This is a genomic window from Altericista sp. CCNU0014 (assembly GCF_044923475.1).
Classification (GTDB): domain Bacteria; phylum Cyanobacteriota; class Cyanobacteriia; order Thermosynechococcales; family Thermosynechococcaceae; genus JAAURS01.
Genome location: NZ_CP137338.1, coordinates 3,094,339 through 3,111,310 on the forward strand (window position 1 = coordinate 3,094,339; position 16,972 = coordinate 3,111,310).

Below are 16,972 nucleotides of genomic sequence, written 5' to 3' on the forward strand. Positions count from 1 at the left end.
AGCACCCACTCTCAACGAACCAATAGACATCGCAAATCTGGACGAAAATGTCCTTTCATTCAATAGAGTATATCAAATTTAAGGCGCTGGTGCCGCAGCTAGAGCCAAGGGCTAGGGCTTTCGCTGCTGAGGCAAGACTTCGACGGGGCTGGGTTCTCTCAACCAGCGGGTTCTTTCTGCCTCGCGCAAAACTTGCGGTTGAGTTTGAGCGTCGAAGTTCTGAAGCACGGTTAGTTTGAGATCTTCAATCCAGGCTACCAGCAAGGTTTCGATTTCCGTTAGGGTTTGCTTTCGATCGAGTTCCGCTTGCACCTGTACCAGAAAGTGTTGGCCTAACTGCCGGATTAACTTCGGACTGATTTCATCCGAAACAGCGCTGGCGAGGGTTCCAGAAACAGTTTGCAGCGCCTGATGGGTGACTTGCTTGGCAATTTCGTCTGCTAGCCGTTCGAAGCCGGGAAGCACGCGCACAGTCTGGTAAAAAGGAGACTGGGCGATCGCCTGCTGGATGGTATGCCGCACGAGGACCTCAACATCGGGCTGGACTTTGGGCAATACAGCTCGAACGACCTCCACGAGGCGATGGCTGATGGCGCTTAATTCATCTATTTGATTCGCATCTACCATAAGGGGATTTACGATTGAAGTAGATGCCTCGAGCGATTGCCGTAAAAGTCCCTGCTTGACGCTCCCTTGGACGGCGTTGAAGGATTGAATCAGAACGAGTTCGGCCACCTCTGCCGCAATGTTTTCGGCGATGTTGCGATTGACCTGCTCTTGAATATTGTGCAGGTCGATCAACCCTGCTTGGTGCAGGCGAATGGAGACCGGGATCGCGCGCGCAAAGCGCCAAAACGGGAGCAGCAGCAGCAGATCGTACCAGCGCCAAAGGAGCGCGTCTTTCCAACTGGTGCGATGGCGTCGGCGAATCCAAATGACGCGCACCAGCAAATCCGCTGCAAACAGTCCGACAAATCCAATATCGAGGATCCAAAAGCGATTCACAAAATCGCCGCTCTCATCAATGGGGCGAAAGTAGTTGGCCGCTATGATGGGCCGAAAATTCCGGTCGAAAAAGGCCAGCTCTGCTCGCCAATTTTGTTCGTTGAGGTGCTGGAGGCTCCAAAAGGCTCGAAAGGCATCCCTGGAAGACTTGGTTTTCATGTGCTGCCGCATTCGGTTTTTGAGCCGTTCCAGGTTTCCCGATTTGTTCGCAATTCGGAACGGATCTTCCTGGACCATGCTGACGCTGCGATCCCTTAAATCTGCAAGCGCTTGGCTCACCTGCGGACTCTTCAGCCCCTTCTGGGCGATCGCCATTTCTAGCTGGTCCGCGACCGTCAGGTATTGCTCGGTGTCGCGAAACGGTTCGATCCCTTTGACCCAGTCGTAGCGTTGGGTCAGTTGGGGCAGATAGCGGAAGTACAAATCCCGAAACCGAATGTAGCTCGCGTCGAATAGCACCAGCCCCAGGTTTGCTAGTGCCACCAGCGCAAGCAGCGCATTGAGCTTCTTGAGCCATGGATTAGAAATTGGGGCGGGTTTTCGCGGCAGGGGCGTTGTGGACATGGCGCTCGGCGAGCTGACAGGAAGGACCTAGGAGGCAGTATTCAAGAGCGTTTGGAGGCGATCGCGAAACTCTCCCTTGGGATGACCGCCTTTGACCTCGCCCACGATCTTAAATTCAGCTTCGGGTTGGGTGCAGAGAATATAGGTGGGCCAACCCATCTGCGATTTATCGGGATACAGGGATAGAAGCACCTTGCGATACTTGCGATAGGTGGCGGTATCCTGCATTTTGACATCGATAAAGTCGAGTCCCAGTTCCGTGGCGACCTTTTGGTCGTAAAAGGACATTTTGTGGCAGATACCGCAGTCTTCGGAGGAAAATTTGATCAGGGATAATGTCATACAGTTTAGAGGTTGCGCGCCGCGTTACGGCTTCGAATTGCGTCACCTTCATGCTACCAGCTCATCTTTGCGGATTTTTGCCTTCTTTCAGGCGACCTAGGTTAAAAGTTATGAGCCTCCGCAAGCTAAAGTAGATCGTATGAGCGACGCCCAAAAAATTATTACCGACAACCGCCAAGCCCGCTTCCTCTACGAAATTCTAGAGGTCTATGAAGCTGGGATCGAACTGACGGGGACGGAGGTCAAGTCCCTGCGCGCTGGCAAGGTGAATCTCAAGGATGGATTCGTGCGGATCCGGGGTGGAGAGGCATTTTTGCTGAACGTTCATATTTCGCCTCAAAATACGGTCGGTCAATATTTCAATCACGAGCCGCTGCGCAACCGCAAGCTATTACTCCACGATAAGGAAATCCGCAAGCTGATCGGTCAAACAGAGCAGAAGGGATTAACGCTCATTCCCCTCAAGATGTACTTTAAGCGGGGCTGGGTCAAGGTGGCGATCGCCCTTGCTCGCGGTAAAAAGGTACACGACAAGCGCGACTCCCTCAAGGAGAAGCAGGATAAGCGCGATATGGAACGCTTTATGAAAACCCGCGATCGAGATTAGAACCGGAGCGATCCTATGACTGCCGTCACGCTGAATCTGGATGCCATCACAACCCTGACTCACGAACAATTTCGCGAGCTTTGCCGATCTAATCGCGATGTTCGGCTCGAACTCACCGTGCGAGGAGAACTGATTGTAATGCCACCTACAGGTTGGGAATCGGGAAAGCGTAACGCTTCCCTCACGGGCAGACTTTCGGTTTGGTCGGAGACTGATGCGACGGGTGTGGCTTTTGATTCGTCTACGGGGTTTAGGCTCCCCAACGGTGCGGTGCGATCGCCGGATGCGGCTTGGGTCAGGAAAGATCGATTAGATGCGCTCGATCCCGACCCAGAGAGTTTTCTACCTCTTGCACCTGACTTTGTCATCGAACTTCGCTCTGCAAGCGACTCGGCTCAGTCTCTTCGAGACAAAATGAAAGAGTATCTAGAGAATGGGGTTCGGTTAGGGTGGTTCTTAAATCCAAAGGACAAAGAAGTTGAAATTTATCGATTTGGACAAAATAATGTTGAGGTGTTGAAGTCTCCTGTAAGCTTGTCCGGTGAAGAGGTGCTGCCAGGATTTGTGTTGGAGTTGAAGGGAATTTTGGATTAGGATTGTTTGAACTCAATCGGTCGGTGGCGTGGCCGCGTCGCTCGATTCGATAACCTGAGAAAATCGTCCCATGCTTCAATTGACCAAAGACCTCCCGTTTTGGCTGAGACTCTGGCTCGTTTTCCCCTTAGCTTTTCTGAACGGCTGGCTGTTTTTGCTGCTGTTTAGCTATCTTCAGCCCCTTGCCAGCTTGCTCGTCACGGCGATTATTTTGGCATTTTTATTGAATTTTCCCATTCAGATCTTGCAAAGACGAGGCATCCAGCGGTTTGTCGCCATCAGCATTGTTTTAAGCGTCGCGCTGGTCGTCTTGGGAATTTTAGGCTTAACCTTGGTTCCGCTCATTGTCGATCAACTGAGCGGACTGGTTGCGAGCCTCCCCACGCTGATCGATTCTGGGATTCAGCAGATAGAGGCGATCCAGCAGTGGGCGATCGCCCAAAGATTACCTGCCAATATTGGCGAGGTGGCCGAACGAGAAATCGAGCAGTTGTCCGGCATTCTGCAAGCCACCAGCAGCCAACTGCTCAGCTTTATCCTCGGCACCATTAATAGTCTGATTAACATTTTTTTGCTTTTGGTCCTGACGATTTTTATGGTGCTCAATGGTGAAAGGTCGTGGCAGGGCATCTTTAGCTGGTTGCCGACGCACTGGAGTCAGCCGTTGCAAACGTCGCTCCAGCAAACCTTTCAAAATTACTTTGCCGCCCAGGCGCTCCTGGCAGGGATTTTGAGTGCGGCCCAGACCATTGCATTTGTGGCCTTAGGGGTCCCCTACGCGGTTTTGTTTGGGGTCAGCATTGGACTGACAACCCTCATCCCCTATGCCAGCACGGTCATGGTGGTGGTGGTTAGCGTGCTGGTTGCGCTACAAGATTTTACATTGGGGTTAAAGGTCTTAGCCTCAGCCATCACGATCGGCTTGATCAACGATAATGTCGTGTCTCCGCGTCTGGTGGGCAGTTCCATCGGACTGAATCCCATCTGGCTCATTATTGCCCTCTTTATCGGCGGCAAAGTAGCGGGGGTGCTAGGTTTGGTGATTGCCGTGCCCATCGCCAGCGTGATCAAACGCATGGCCGACGCGATGCGATCGCCCCTCGATACCGATTCCGATCGGATGGCTCGAACTACTGGAATTTAGCTCGGCTCGCGGTGGAGATTGCTTCTCTAATAAAACAATTCGATTGTGCTGTCTGAGCGCGTCCCAGTTTTCTTGTGCAAACCGACGGATCAAAAATTCTGAAAGTCCGGCAAACCATACCCCTCGGTTTAGGTGGCGCGACTTTTCCCAAACATAATGCGTTTCAGCGATGCTCCAAAGACTGTTTTGGAAAAACTCAGCGCCGACTTCAGGCGCGTACAGAAAAACGGGTTTCCCATCGGATAAATATTGATTCGCGATCTTCTGAGACCAGTCATTAACAGACGGTTTGAGCGCCACAGAAGACATCATTTCAAACAGCCACCAGCGAAAGTTAGATTGCTGGTATAAGTCAGCAGAAAGCAGCTTAACTTGCTCCTCCGATAAGTAGGAGAGTAACCCTTCCGTCAGGATCAATACGTTTTTACTCTCTAGATTTGCTGTCGCGAACAGAGCAGTTCTCAACGCGAGATGCGTTAGATCGAGCTTGACGCGCTCTAAAGTGCAGGAAGGTTTCTCTCCCCAAAGCTTTCGATCCTTATACTCGCAAAGATCGGGCAGGTCGACTTCAATCCAACGCAGCGTCGAAGGCAGAGCCAGCCGATAGGGACGCATATCCAACCCCGCAGCTAGGTTCAGGACTAGATCGATCTTTTCCGTACTGACAAGTCGCTCGATAATTTCATCAATCAGGTAAGTTCTCACTGCAATCAGATTGGCAATTTGGCGATCGTTGCCGACGATCTTGACCATCATTTCACCGCGCCCTCCCGCCAAAAGCCGAGCGTGGGTGTCTTGAAAGAGGGCATCCGGTCGTTCGGTTTCTAACGCGCGATACATCGCGACTGCACGAGCCGTGTCAGAAATGGAATTCATGCTGGAGCGCAACAAGGCTGTGAAAACTCGAGCATAGCCTCGGGCCGCCCGATATTAGGCCAAATCGATCTGGAAATTTACAATGAGCCTGCTAGAGGCTGAATTGACTGAAACATCAGGCCATCAGTGGCGATCGCACAAACGCGTACTCTTGCACGACGCGATTGCCAATTAAATGCTCTTGAATAATGCGCTCTAGGATGGGAACGGTAACCGAGTGGTACCAAACCCCATCGGGATAGACCAATAAAATAGGCCCATTTTGGCAAACCCTGAGGCAGTTCGTCTTGGTTCGAAAAATACAAGCCGGTCGGTCTGGCGCGGCCCGATCGAGCTGCAGTTCCTTCAGTCTCGCTTTGAGATAGTTCCAAGACTCGAGGCCCACTTCCTTGTCGCAACACAGCGCGTGGGTTTGGTCGGCACATAAAAAGAGGTGTCGCTGAATCGCATTAAGCCCCAAGGATTCAACCCGACCTTGAAGGGCAGCGGATCGAACGACAGCCTGCGGCGTTGAGTCTTGTTCTGAAGAAATCATCCGATTTAAGTTGTAAGCCGACTGTAGCGTTAGGTTAATGAGCCGAGCCATTCCCGTGGTAGTCATCGCTGTCGTAAAACCCATTTTTCGTCCCAAAAAACAGGCACGATAGGGTAAACACGACCGTCAATCCAGCCAAAATGAGTTTCATCTCCATCATTATTCAGCTTCTCGCAACTCAAAAGATTAGATTCTGTCCTCTACGCTATCGCAGTCGGGCCTACCCTGCAAAATTTTATCTCGATTGATGGAGAGCTAATGGGGGGTTAATGGGAGCCCTCAATAATAATGCGAGTAGAGCGAAGGCTTTGGATAACCGGGTCGTCATCCCAGTTGCCCAGCAAGAGCTGCTGGATCAGCTTGGCCGAGCGATCGCCCGCCGGATCGCCCGTCAGCCCCAAGTATAGGCTGGCGCTATGGTGAGAGTCCGTGCCGATAATTTGAATGAGGCTATCGGCCCGCTCGACGAGGTTGCGAGCTTGATTTTGTAAGTTATTCCAAAGATTTACATTGCGCAGGTTGCTAAATGACTCTGCTACATGGTCTTGGCGGTGTTGAATCAAAATAGCTTGCAATCGCGCTGGGGCTGGCAGATCTTCAAACATGATGGCGGGTCCGTAGCCAATGACCCGCAGAGTTTGAGCCCATTTCGAATAGTCTCCAAAAAATTGCTGCACGATGTGGAGTGCCAACGCCGTAATAATAAGCCCCTGGCTGTGGGCCACGACGTAGACCTCAGCGCCCGTTCGAAGCGCGGTCGCGATTTCGTAAGCAAGGCGCAAGGTCGGGCGGGGCGCGCCGGCGGGATACATGCCGTACAGCGTGTTTTCTAAGTCGTCCCAGCTCAGAGAGGACAGGCTGGTCAAGCGCCGCAGCAAATCCATATCCAAGGACGGCAGCCCTTTAACGGACCCCTTAGCCGCCGCCAAAATATCCGCATCGGGGGCCAACGATTGGTCGCACAGCGATCGCAGGATTTCGGCATAGCTCGAAAGACGCTTCTGGCTGCTAGCAAGCCTGTGTTCTGGCCAAAAGCGGTAGAGTTCGGCTTTGCCGAGGAGGCTTTCGGTTAAATCCGCCTGAATCCCCTGGGTGCTATTGTGAATTCCCATCACATCAAAGGGGCGCTCTAGGGTAAGCCACACTAAAGTCTCTAGGTCGCGATGCTGTTTTGCGACATCGCTCGCCACCCCATTTACGTGTAAAATTCGCTTGCTTCTGCCCAAGGGAGGGGCCGCTTCATAAAAAATTACACGACCGTCTAGGTCTGCTTCAGGAATGGTCATTACTTCAGCAAAATCGGGATGGACTTAACCAGCACTATAGAATATTCTCTTACTAACTAGAATTTGTGATTTCAAGATCGCAATTCGTTTTGCAATAGCTTCATTAACTTTACCCATTTTAGCCCGCTTCGTTTTCCAATCCAGCTCGAATCGTGCCGATCAAGTGTTCTTCGCTCCAAGGTTTTGAGAGGCAGGCGTATAGATTCCCATGCTGACGCGCCCGTTCTATGGCAACTTCATCGGCATGACCCGTGAGCATGATGTTCACTATGCCGGGGAAACGCTTGTGAACTTGAACCAAAAATTCATCGCCGCGGACTTCAGGCATGAGCCAGTCCGAGACAATGATGAGAACTCTTGACCCGTCCATAGAAAGTTCTTCGATCACTTCCCAGGCTTCAGCAACACTTTCGGCAACTTCATAGCGATAGCGATCGCCAAAATTTCGATTGAGCTGCTCTCGTAAACTCATTAAAATAATATGTTCGTCGTCCACGCACAAAATCACAACATTACTCATTGCTTCCATAATTTTTGATGAAATTCTTCGAATTGAATATATAGCTTGCCGAGCATTTTATTGAATGGGAAAGCACACCCTAAAAACCGTGCCATCGAATCGAGTCGCGAAAACGATTTTGCCCCCATGTCTTTCAATAATTTGCCGCACAATATGCAATCCTAGTCCGCTTCCTTCTCCAGGAGGCTTTGTTGTAAAAAAGGGCTCAAAAATTCTGTCTTGGATTTCAGAAGGTATTCCGCTCCCTGAATCTTCAATCTCAACGATGACACGATCCGCTTCCTCTCGCACGGCGATCGCTAATTTGCCCCGATGATGGATTGCTTGAATCGCATTGCCAATTAAATTAGACCAAACCTGCATTAATTCATCGGGGTGACAGAGAATTTGCGAAACTTTATTATAGTCTTTGGTCACTTCAATGCCTTTACTTAGCTGATTGTGATAGATCGTTAAGACGGTATCGATTCCATCAGCAATGTCGGCTTTTATCTTTACGCCTCCTGGATCTTGGCGAATATAGTTTTTAAGGGCAAATACAATTCTAGAGGCTCGAGTAACCGCCAACTGAATATGATAACTGCTATTTTGAACCGTTCCAAGATGGTAGGCCGTTTTGAAAATATTCTGATTATTGGGAGTGAGAAGTAAGCCCATAAAAGGTTCCAGAGATGTCGCAATGCCCATTTTGCTGAGGTAATTGGCCATCTGCTCGGCATTCTCAACGCTTTGTTCGGTTAGCGTTTGAGTTAGATCTCGTTTGAGTTGCCGTTCCTCGCGAGAAGATAAAAAGCCTTTGGAGTCTTTAGATCGATCCACAAGCGCAAAAAAATCGGCTTGACGTTCTGGGGATAATGTCTGGAACAAAACGGGTAACTCTAGAAGGGATTGCTCTAAAGAAGCAATAATATTTTCAATTAAGGCTTGAATTGCACCCAGCGGATTGTTGATTTCATGGGCAATACCAGCAACCAAATGCCCTAAAGCTGACATTTTTTCATCTTGAATCAGTTGGGCTTGGGTTTGTCGTAGTTTCTGGGTATAATCTTCTAATTCTTGATTGGCATGGTTGAGTTCTGTTATTCGCTGTTCGAGTTCGATATTCAGGCGTTGGGCTTGTTGCTCAGCTTTCGAACGTTGTTGAGCAATTAGAAATATAATCACTAAAATAACCGTCATTAACGGGATTTCAATTAATTCGTCTGCCCCAGTTTTTCCAGTGTTGACAGCGTGTAGAATATACAGAGAATCCGCTGTAACCCAAAAAATCGATCTGATGACAGAGCTTCGAAAGGGCCAATAAAATGCGCCGATCGTCAGCAACATAATGACAACATGAAATAGTAAAACTGGTTCGTCTGTGATGAACATTGACACACCAGTGACCAATAGCAATGCATCTAAAATTCTCAAGAAATGATGCTTCTGAAGTTTCATGAAATGTAATATAGTCGAGGGCTGTCTAAATCAGAGTGTGTCTTTAAAGGTTAAACATTTCTTTGCGGGAAACATTTAATTTTCTAGCTTTCCCAATATACTGTTCTGCTATGTGGGGATCTAGGGGCTTAGAGAATAAGTACCCTTGCCCAAATTCGCAGTGGAGTGTTTGCAGAAGTTCAAGCTGCTGGACAGTTTCAATGCCTTCTGCAACCACGTCGATACCAATACTGTGGGCTAGGGTGGCGATCGCCCTGACAATCTCTAAGTTCTCGGCATCCACAGTCATCCGATCCACAAAGGAGCGATCGATTTTGAGCGTATTGATAGGGAAGCGCGGCAAATAGCTGAGGGACGAGTAACCAGTTCCAAAGTCGTCGATACTCAGTTGAATATTTCTGCTCTTAATGCTGGCTAAGGTCTGTAGCACCGATTCAATGTTGTCTAGTAACATGCTCTCGGTAAGTTCCAGTTTTAATACGCTGCCATCTAAGCCCGTTTCTGCAAGAACGCGATCTAATTGCTCGATGAATCTGGGGTCTTGAAGTTGTTTGCTCGCTAAGTTAACGCTCATGGTTAGCGCAGTCTGCTGAGGAAAGGCCAAGTTCCATGCCCGCAGTTGCAGACAGGCTTTTTGCAAAACCCACATTCCCAAGGGGATGATAAACCCTGTTTCTTCCGCAATGGGAATAAAATCGCCTGGAGCGATAAAGCCTCGGGTGGCGTGCTGCCAACGGACGAGGGCTTCAAATCCGATGAGTGTGCTTGTTTCAAGCGATACGATGGGTTGGTAATAGAGAATGAATTCCTGCCGTTCTAATGCTCGATGCAGATCGCTTTCGATCTGGAGCAACTTGACGGACTGGAGGTGCAATTCCTGGCTAAAGAGCGCATAGCAGCCCCTCCCTCTGCCTTTGGCGCTATACATGGCAAGATCGGCATCCCGCAGTAAATCGGCTGCATTTTCATGATCTGAAGAACCGACGGCGATGCCAATGCTAGCACTCGCAAACAGGGTATGTTCTCCCAGATGGAAAGGACTTTCTAAGGCCGTCAAGAGGCGCTGGGCGACCTGAAGCGCTTCAGCTTGGTTTTGAATATTATCCAATAAGATGCTAAATTCATCCCCGCCAAAGCGAGCTATCAGGTCATTGGCGCGCAAGCAATGCTGTAAGCGTTGGGCGATCGCCTTCAACAATTTATCTCCTACCAGGTGGCCTAGCCCGTCATTGACCACCTTAAAACGGTCAAGATCGATGAACAGTACGGCAAATTGATAGGTCGGATCTTGATGGGAGGCTTGAATTGCTTGCTGAATCCGCTCGGTTAATAAGACGCGATTGGGCAATTGGGTGAGGGCATCGTGGAGGGCATCGTGGGCTAATCGGGTCTCAGCGCAGCGGCGATCGGCGATTTCGCGCTGGAGATCTAGATTCATTTGCTGAAGCTGTCGATTTTGTGCTGCCAATTGCTTACTCTGGTCATAGCTCCGGAGCGCTTCTCGGATGGTTAACCCTAAATCCACCTCGTCCCAGGGTTTATGGATATAGCGATAGAGATTGGCATAGTTGAGGGCTTTAATGACATCGTTAAAGTTAGCTAGCCCGGTCAATAGAATCTTAAGGGTATGGGGATATTGTTGCTGAATTTCCATAAGCACATCTACCCCGCTCATGCCTGGCATGATTTGATCGCAGATCAAGAGATGGACTTCAATCCCCTCTTCATTCAGTTCTGCAAACAAGCTGAGGGCTTCCTCTCCGCTTTCAGCCAGCTCAATGGTGTAGCCAGACTCTAGAATCCGGCTGAGTTGATCTCGCAAACAGAGCAGCACCGATTTTTCGTCGTCGATACAAACAATAGCGCCTTTAGTCATCTGCTTTTTCCAAGCCTGACTTAATAATTTCAATCAGGTTATCTTCACTCCAAGGCTTGGCAATGCAGGCGAAGAGATTGGCATGGCGGCGAGCGCGCTCAATGGCGACTTCATCGGCATGACCCGTGAGTAAAACCGTCACCACATCGGGAAACCGTCCATGCACTCGAACTAAAAACTCGTCTCCTCGAACCCTGGGCATCAGCCAGTCTGAGACAATGACTAACAGTCGAACCCCTTCCTCAATCAGTTCCTCAATCACCTCCCACGCTTCATCAGCGCTTTCCGCTACTTCGTAACGGTAGCGATCGCCGAAGTGTTTGCTAATCTGATCCCTCAGACTCAGCAAAACAATCCGCTCGTCATCGACGCACAAAATAGCTTTATTGGGCATATCCCCTTGAAAATCGGCTCGTCAATATTATATGCGGCGATTTATATCTAAATAGAGAAATATTGGCTATGGTGCCCAAACTAGCGAATCTCCATACATTTTTGGGGTGCTGTTTTCCGATTGACCCTTCGGCACGCAGCACGTCGATTGGGATCCATCATTCTGCTTCGGAAACGCTGTTTGGGATGGGGCGCAGGAGCGGTAGCCAAACGCTAAACGTGGTTTGCCCCGGTTGACCGATCGCTTCAATTTTGCCATGGTGCTTCTTGACAATTTTATAGACAATATCTAACCCTAAACCGCTGCCTTCTCCCATGGGCTTAGTTGTAAAAAAGGGCTGAAAAATTTTGTCTTGAATCTCAGGGGGGATGCCAGGGCCGGAGTCTGTAATCCGTACGACAACATGACGATCTTGTTGGCTAACGGCAATGTTTAATTTTCCGTCGTAATTCATTGCCTGAATGGCGTTACCGATCAGATTCGACCAAACTTGAATTAATTCCTCTGGGTGGCAGAGCAGTTGCGGCACGGTCTCGTAGGTCTTGGTGACCTGAACGCCGCGTTTCAGTTGATTCTGGTACAGGATCAAAACCACATCGATACCTTCGGTGACAGAGGCATTCGTTTTTGCGCCTGAAATACCGTGGTGAATATAATTTTTGAGAGCATAGACAATTCGAGAGGCGCGTTCTACGGCTAGCTGAATATTTTGACTGTTATTTTCGATGGCATACAGTTGATAGGCGGCATTGAGAATTTGGATAGAATCTGGAAACTGAAGCAACGGTAAGATAGGTTCTAAAGAAACAGAAATTCCCATTTTACTCAGGATGTCTGCCAAGCTGTCGGCATGGGCTAAGCCTTGGGCAACTAAACTTTGTTTGAAGGCGCGCTTGAGTTGACGTTCTTCGCGAGAAGAGAGCAATTCTTTAGATTGCTGCGCTCTATTTAATAACGAGAAAAAGGCGTCTAAATGTTCTGGCGATAGATTCTGGAGCAGCAGCGGCAATTCTTTTAAAGATTGCTTTAGGGAGCCGCTAATGTTACCGATCGAAGCTTGAATGACCCCTAAAGGGGTGTTGATTTCGTGGGCAATTCCTGCAATCAACTGCCCTAATGCCGCCATTTTCTCAGACTGAATGAGTTCTTCTTGGGCAACTTCTAGTTGTTCTAAGGTACTTGTCAATTCTGCATTTTTCTGACGGGAGGCTTCTTCTGCCGCTATTCTGGCTCTCAAGGCCAGTCGCAGATCGGTGATATCTCTGATCGCCATAATGACGGATTCAGCAGAAATGGGCGATAGGTTTGCCGCAAAGATGGCCTCTCGATCGTCGATAAATAAGCTGTATTCCACACTGAGGGCTTGCTGACTCTCCAGCACCTGACGGATCCATTGATGGGCTTTTTGGGCTAGATCTGCCGGGAGCATGTCATCGACGGTTTTGCCAATGAGGGTTTCGGCAGCGGCAATGAGGAGCGGGGAGTTTTGGGTCGGAACTTTAAGGTAGCGGCCTTGGGCATCTAAAACAATCACCAAATCCGTCATAGCAGAAAACAATCCGCGCAGTTCTGCTTCAGTCTGAGTCAGCGACGCGGTGCGGTCTTGGACGCGCCGATCTAATTCTTGGTTGGTTTTTTCTAGGGTATTGAAAGTTGTCTTCAGTTGATGGGCCATGCTATTGAAGGATCGCGACAGTTCTCCGAGTTCATCCTTGCGGTCTATATCGATGGTTTGATCCAGATCCCCAGCGGCGATCGCCTTTGCTGCCGCATTGATTTCTAAAATAGGGCGGCTCAGCCAGCGCGCCGTGATGCTCCCTAAAAGGGTTGCAAGGCCCAAAGCGCACAAACATAGCAGAATTGTTGAACGGCTATTGGCCTCGATCTCTCCTAAGAAGTCCGATTCTGGAACCGTTGTAATAATGAGCCAATCTATTCCATACCGATCGCGCCAAGGCACGACATTGATAAATTGGTTCTCGCTCAAAAGATTGGGATCGAACTTTACATCAAGGTGTTGTTTGATTTGGATGTTTTGAAAACTGCCAAACTTAGCTAGAAGTTGTTTGCTGACCGATTGGATTGCGGGAGAGCTGCTATTCAATGCGCTAATACGTTCGGATTTGTGTTTCGAGATCTTTCGGTAGGTGGGCGATCCATCGGAGGTTGCGACGAGCATCCCGTCCCGCTCTACAATAAAGACCTTTCCTCTGGAGCTAATTTCGATCCCTTCCAAAAAGGTGCTGATGTCGCGTAGCAACAAATCGACTTCCAGAACACCGCGAAGTTTACCCTTGGCATCGTAGATGGGTGCGACCGCAGGGGCATAGAGGTATTCTTCAAAGGCTGCTGCCAAAGAAATACTAGCCCAAGATGGTTTTCCGGCCTTAACCACATCTTTAAACCATTCATCGTTGGAGGTGTTGTAGTTGGTTGTATAAACTAACTTCGTTCGGTTTCCTTGCCGATCTGGGCGATAGGTGTAGTCTTTTACACTGCCGCCGGGGTGATAGGTGATGACAACGTCATGACCCTTGAGCCAGCGCCCAGCACCTACCGATGTATTATCGGGCAGCGCGTAGCCAATGTAGCTAAAGTGCTTGAAGACTTGGGATTGCTTAAAGAAATAATGTCCTGCTGCATCTAAGTCTTTAGGGTTAAGTAATCCCCGTTGAATGGAATCTAGGTTTAATTGGTTGATTTGATGGGGGAGCGCTAAATAGGTATCCAGGTGCTGATCGACGCGATCGCTGACTTGATCGATCAATTGATCCGCTAAATCGTGAATGGCGTCTCGATCGTTGCGATAAGATAAGTAGCCCACTAAACTAGTGGCTGCAAGCATCTGAATGACAAAGGGGACAGTTAAGATATTTTGCAGGGAAAGTCTACTGGACGCTTTTGAAATGAACGATCGAAGAGATTTCCCTGACATAAAACGCTTCTAGCCCAGGTATTGTGCGGTCGGCTGCGGCACGGTCAATCTCCACTAGTATGCCCATCTGTACGCCTATCCATATCAAAGCAAGCAGCCGATCAAAACCTAGCCCTTATATCTGTTGAATTTTGCCCAACGCTGGCACAAATAGGGTTTGTACAGATTGACTATGATGCTTGACAAGCAGGGCTGCTGTTGACAGGGAAACGACGCTTTCAGTGAGGTCTGTTTTTTTGGGGATATGGAATGGCATTGTAGCGCCGCTCAAACTCGTCGCAATTAAGGCGATTTTTTAAAGGGCGGCAAAGCCAACGGTAGCAATTGTGACAATCTTGTAACCTTCGCAGGACTTAGAGGCTAGGGTTCGAGGCCCTGCGTTAACCGTACAGCAAGCCCAGCGATCGAGAACACTGTTGGGTTGTGATCTTCATCACCGATGGCCTGAATTTGTCTTGCCATACTACAGTTGGTTCGGGAAACTGAGCCATCAATGGGGAACACACAGCAGGCCGACAGACTTGGTTAGTTTGTCGGTTTTTTATTGGGAGTCAGTCTGTCAGCGCGCCTTTTGGATGTTAGCGCATCGCGCCCATGGTGTGTTTCCAACAGAGTTCTTTGCGGAGGATTTCTAGAGCGCGGCGATCGCTACCTTCAAACAGCGGGCTCACCTGAGCCAAGACCTGCTCTGTAAGCTGGGAGGCAAAGACGCCACCGCACCCTAAGAGATGGGAATAATAGCAAAATTGACTCTGCAGGTCCCGATTGCGATGAAAAGCATGGATCTCTAAGTCTGCCATGCAAAACACGGGGGTATTAACCGGAACCACGACGGTTGGAATCCCTTGGCAGCCGTAGATGCGATCGTCTTGATGTTCGAGGGTCCCGATCAGAACGGTCCACAGTAGCGTGCGCGTTTCTCGGATCAGGTCTGGGGTGAAGAAGGGATCGGGCTGGCTGACGAGGCGCGGGCCTGTATTGAGGTAAGCCGGGTTGAACAACTGCGAGTTGTAGATCAGCCCGACCGCCCAGTGCCGATCTTGAGTTTCGAGTTTTACAAAGGAACCGAAGCCGTATTCGTCGGGAAGCGGGGGACTGGAAACTTCCATCGAGTCATCGAGCTGAACGATGTAGTCGCAGTGGGAGTTGGATTTAACAACGTTGCCAAGCTTCATCGCAGACAGAAGCCCCATCTAGGGTTGTAAAGTTGGTTACAGCATACAACCCCTTTGGACAAAACGTTCAAATTGGAAATCAGTTAAATTGACTCAAGGCTTAGACGCAAAAGGGCGATCGGCGGGTATTTATTCCGGCGGTGTCGCTACAACGACAGTCTAAAGTGCTAGTCGAACGCGCCTGGATAGGTTCGAACCATCGGCCAACTGCTTAGAAGACTGTCCATCAAATCAATCCGTGCAATGCTTTCAGCGTTCAAGAAAATTTTTTATCCCAAACTTATCCCAGTTTTGGAGGAGCACAGCTTGATGGTGCAGAAAAGTCATGAAGACCTTACCAGCAGGCAATATTCAAATCTGTCAAAGGTGACAGAGAGGGGCATTCAATGTGATGCTTAAGTTCCCAAACTCAGAGCAATCCTATGTCAACCCCTCAACTCTATCGTCAACTGCAAACTCAACTGAGTCAATGGGTCACACCCAAAGATAAACGTCACCTTACTGTGTTTGCTGAAAACATCGCTGCAATCCTCCAAGCCCAAAGTGGCAGCTTAAGCCATTGGCTGACTTATTTGAGTCATCGTCGTTGTAAAGCCCGCTCTCACATGGAACGACTGAGCTACTTCGTTCATAATCCCAAGATCACCTCAGAAACATTCTATGTTCCATTACTGCTTCAATTTCTTCAAGCGTGGGCGGGCATGGCGACGACATTGACCCTGGATACAAGCATGCTGTGGGATGAGTATTGCCTGATAGAGGTCTGTCTGACCTGGGGAGGGCGCTCTTTCCCTTTGGCTCAAAAGGTGCTCAAGCATGGCAGTGCTACGGTCGCTTTTGCGGACTATTGCTCAGTGCTGGATGTGGCTGAGACGGTCTTACCCGCTGATTGTCAAATCACACTATTGGCTGACCGAGGCTTTGAGCATGGTGAGTTAATTCGTTGGCTACGGAGCCATCAATGGTCTTGGGCAATTCGCGCTAAATCCGATTTGAGGGTCACGTTGTCTAATGCTCAAACCGAGTCGGTTGCTGACCTGCTGCCAGAGCCTGAACAAGCTTTTCTATTTTCTGATGTCACGATTCTTGAAGATATCCACTGTCATTTGGCGACCGCTCGATTATCCATCGCCCAGGAGGCTTGGGCTGTGATTACAGATAAATCGCCTTCTGTGCAAACCTTCGCGCTATATGGTCAACGTTTTGGTGGCATTGAACCCCATTTCAAGGATTACAAGTCTGCCGCCTTTGAACTGCCTCGTTCTAAACTCAGAGATGCCCATGCTTTAAGCCGACTGCTGATGTTACTGGCGGCTGCGACCATTATTGCCATTTGCGTTGCCATTGAAACGATCGCTCAAGGCGCACTAAAGTCCATTGATTGGCATGCTCACAGGGGATTGAGTTTTCTGCAAATCGGGCTAAGACGGATTAATCAGTTGTGCTATCAAAGATTACCGCTGCCACCCTTGAGATATTTGCCACGATGTAATCCACCACCTGCTTATGCCTCTCTCAAGAAGCGAGATGCGATGAACACTCGCATTGAGTTTGCCAAGGTGACTGTCTTCTAAAGCTTTCAGCTCCTTTGAGTTTTCTGCACCACTAAGGGAGCACAGATGAATTTATAGTAAAGAGAGGTGCCACAAGGCAAAATAGTCTTATCCAGGAATAGATGCTTT

The 16,972-nt window shown here is 49.2% G+C and carries 16 protein-coding genes; 4 read left to right on the top strand and 12 right to left on the bottom strand.

Features of this window, described 5'->3' with window-relative positions:
* Positions 1-111: 111 nt before the first annotated feature.
* Together R6H26_RS14985 and R6H26_RS14990 are read right to left on the bottom strand one after the other, a co-directional pair.
* Entirely contained in the window at positions 112-1,569 is a 1,458-nt protein-coding gene (locus tag R6H26_RS14985) for a hypothetical protein (RefSeq protein WP_404783386.1), read from the bottom strand.
* Between the two features lie 27 nt (positions 1,570-1,596).
* Entirely contained in the window at positions 1,597-1,911 is a 315-nt protein-coding gene (locus R6H26_RS14990; RefSeq protein ID WP_404783387.1) for a thioredoxin family protein, read from the bottom strand.
* A gap of 139 nt (positions 1,912-2,050) precedes the next feature.
* Here R6H26_RS14990 and smpB point away from each other — a divergent pair, with 139 nt between their 5' ends.
* The 3 genes from smpB (at position 2,051) to R6H26_RS15005 (ending at position 4,256) form a co-directional block, all read left to right on the top strand.
* Positions 2,051-2,518: an SsrA-binding protein SmpB gene (gene smpB / locus R6H26_RS14995; RefSeq protein WP_404783389.1), complete on the top strand. Its 468-nt coding sequence runs from the start codon at positions 2,051-2,053 to the stop codon at positions 2,516-2,518.
* 15 nt (positions 2,519-2,533) lie between these two features.
* Positions 2,534-3,112, top strand: a complete 579-nt coding sequence (locus R6H26_RS15000) for a Uma2 family endonuclease (RefSeq protein ID WP_404783391.1) — start codon at positions 2,534-2,536, stop codon at positions 3,110-3,112.
* Positions 3,113-3,182: 70 nt separating this feature from the next.
* Positions 3,183-4,256, top strand: a complete 1,074-nt coding sequence (locus tag R6H26_RS15005; RefSeq protein ID WP_404783393.1) for an AI-2E family transporter — start codon at positions 3,183-3,185, stop codon at positions 4,254-4,256.
* On the opposite strand, the gene R6H26_RS15010 is transcribed toward R6H26_RS15005, so the two are convergent.
* From R6H26_RS15010 to R6H26_RS15055, 10 genes are all read right to left on the bottom strand, one after another.
* Complete coding sequence (locus R6H26_RS15010) at positions 4,143-5,132, bottom strand: class I SAM-dependent methyltransferase (RefSeq protein WP_404783394.1); 990 nt, start codon at positions 5,130-5,132, stop codon at positions 4,143-4,145. The two genes, R6H26_RS15005 and R6H26_RS15010, sit on opposite strands and share 114 nt — an antisense overlap.
* Positions 5,133-5,247: 115 nt before the next feature.
* Positions 5,248-5,733 (bottom strand): (2Fe-2S) ferredoxin domain-containing protein, encoded by a 486-nt coding sequence (locus R6H26_RS15015; protein ID WP_404783396.1) that lies wholly within the window; start codon positions 5,731-5,733, stop codon positions 5,248-5,250.
* The gene (locus tag R6H26_RS15020; protein ID WP_404791473.1) at positions 5,702-5,827 is read right to left on the bottom strand and encodes a hypothetical protein; all 126 of its coding nucleotides are present in this window, start codon (positions 5,825-5,827) and stop codon (positions 5,702-5,704) included. The genes R6H26_RS15015 and R6H26_RS15020 overlap by 32 nt, the downstream gene beginning before the upstream one ends.
* A 106-nt stretch (positions 5,828-5,933) precedes the next feature.
* Positions 5,934-6,953 (bottom strand): hypothetical protein, encoded by a 1,020-nt coding sequence (locus R6H26_RS15025; protein ID WP_404783397.1) that lies wholly within the window; start codon positions 6,951-6,953, stop codon positions 5,934-5,936.
* Positions 6,954-7,071: 118 nt separating this feature from the next.
* Complete coding sequence (locus tag R6H26_RS15030) at positions 7,072-7,473, bottom strand: response regulator (RefSeq protein WP_404783399.1); 402 nt, start codon at positions 7,471-7,473, stop codon at positions 7,072-7,074.
* Between the two features lie 57 nt (positions 7,474-7,530).
* On the bottom strand, positions 7,531-8,910 hold the full coding sequence (locus R6H26_RS15035) for a sensor histidine kinase (protein ID WP_404783400.1): 1,380 nt from the start codon (positions 8,908-8,910) through the stop codon (positions 7,531-7,533).
* 43 nt (positions 8,911-8,953) lie between these two features.
* A complete protein-coding gene (locus R6H26_RS15040) occupies positions 8,954-10,786 on the bottom strand; it encodes a putative bifunctional diguanylate cyclase/phosphodiesterase (protein ID WP_404783402.1) in 1,833 nt (610 codons plus the stop codon).
* Positions 10,779-11,180 (bottom strand): response regulator, encoded by a 402-nt coding sequence (locus tag R6H26_RS15045; protein ID WP_404783404.1) that lies wholly within the window; start codon positions 11,178-11,180, stop codon positions 10,779-10,781. The genes R6H26_RS15040 and R6H26_RS15045 overlap by 8 nt, the downstream gene beginning before the upstream one ends.
* 157 nt (positions 11,181-11,337) lie before the next feature.
* Entirely contained in the window at positions 11,338-14,025 is a 2,688-nt protein-coding gene (locus R6H26_RS15050; protein ID WP_404783406.1) for an ATP-binding protein, read from the bottom strand.
* A 668-nt stretch (positions 14,026-14,693) separates the two neighbouring features.
* On the bottom strand, positions 14,694-15,290 hold the full coding sequence (locus R6H26_RS15055) for a hypothetical protein (RefSeq protein WP_404783407.1): 597 nt from the start codon (positions 15,288-15,290) through the stop codon (positions 14,694-14,696).
* Positions 15,291-15,712: 422 nt separating this feature from the next.
* On the opposite strand from R6H26_RS15055, the gene R6H26_RS15060 reads away from it, so the two are divergent.
* Positions 15,713-16,864 (top strand): transposase, encoded by a 1,152-nt coding sequence (locus tag R6H26_RS15060; RefSeq protein ID WP_404783408.1) that lies wholly within the window; start codon positions 15,713-15,715, stop codon positions 16,862-16,864.
* Positions 16,865-16,972 lie beyond the last annotated feature (108 nt).

Bases quoted from the DNA above. Each gene is read 5' to 3' on its own strand.
- R6H26_RS15050 (WP_404783406.1), bottom strand. From the start codon at position 14,025: ATGCTTGCAGCCACTAGTTTAGTGGGCTACTTATCTTATCGCAACGAT.
- R6H26_RS15045 (WP_404783404.1), bottom strand. From the start codon at position 11,180: ATGCCCAATAAAGCTATTTTGTGCGTCGATGACGAGCGGATTGTTTTG.
- R6H26_RS15030 (WP_404783399.1), bottom strand. From the start codon at position 7,473: ATGAGTAATGTTGTGATTTTGTGCGTGGACGACGAACATATTATTTTA.
- R6H26_RS14990 (WP_404783387.1), bottom strand. From the start codon at position 1,911: ATGACATTATCCCTGATCAAATTTTCCTCCGAAGACTGCGGTATCTGC.
- R6H26_RS15025 (WP_404783397.1), bottom strand. From the start codon at position 6,953: ATGACCATTCCTGAAGCAGACCTAGACGGTCGTGTAATTTTTTATGAA.
- R6H26_RS15020 (WP_404791473.1), bottom strand. From the start codon at position 5,827: ATGATGGAGATGAAACTCATTTTGGCTGGATTGACGGTCGTGTTTACC.
- R6H26_RS15060 (WP_404783408.1), top strand. From the start codon at position 15,713: ATGTCAACCCCTCAACTCTATCGTCAACTGCAAACTCAACTGAGTCAA.
- R6H26_RS15010 (WP_404783394.1), bottom strand. From the start codon at position 5,132: ATGAATTCCATTTCTGACACGGCTCGTGCAGTCGCGATGTATCGCGCG.
- R6H26_RS14985 (WP_404783386.1), bottom strand. From the start codon at position 1,569: ATGTCCACAACGCCCCTGCCGCGAAAACCCGCCCCAATTTCTAATCCA.
- R6H26_RS15055 (WP_404783407.1), bottom strand. From the start codon at position 15,290: ATGAAGCTTGGCAACGTTGTTAAATCCAACTCCCACTGCGACTACATC.
- R6H26_RS15035 (WP_404783400.1), bottom strand. From the start codon at position 8,910: ATGAAACTTCAGAAGCATCATTTCTTGAGAATTTTAGATGCATTGCTA.
- R6H26_RS15015 (WP_404783396.1), bottom strand. From the start codon at position 5,733: ATGACTACCACGGGAATGGCTCGGCTCATTAACCTAACGCTACAGTCG.
- R6H26_RS15005 (WP_404783393.1), top strand. From the start codon at position 3,183: ATGCTTCAATTGACCAAAGACCTCCCGTTTTGGCTGAGACTCTGGCTC.
- R6H26_RS15040 (WP_404783402.1), bottom strand. From the start codon at position 10,786: ATGACTAAAGGCGCTATTGTTTGTATCGACGACGAAAAATCGGTGCTG.
- R6H26_RS15000 (WP_404783391.1), top strand. From the start codon at position 2,534: ATGACTGCCGTCACGCTGAATCTGGATGCCATCACAACCCTGACTCAC.
- smpB (WP_404783389.1), top strand. From the start codon at position 2,051: ATGAGCGACGCCCAAAAAATTATTACCGACAACCGCCAAGCCCGCTTC.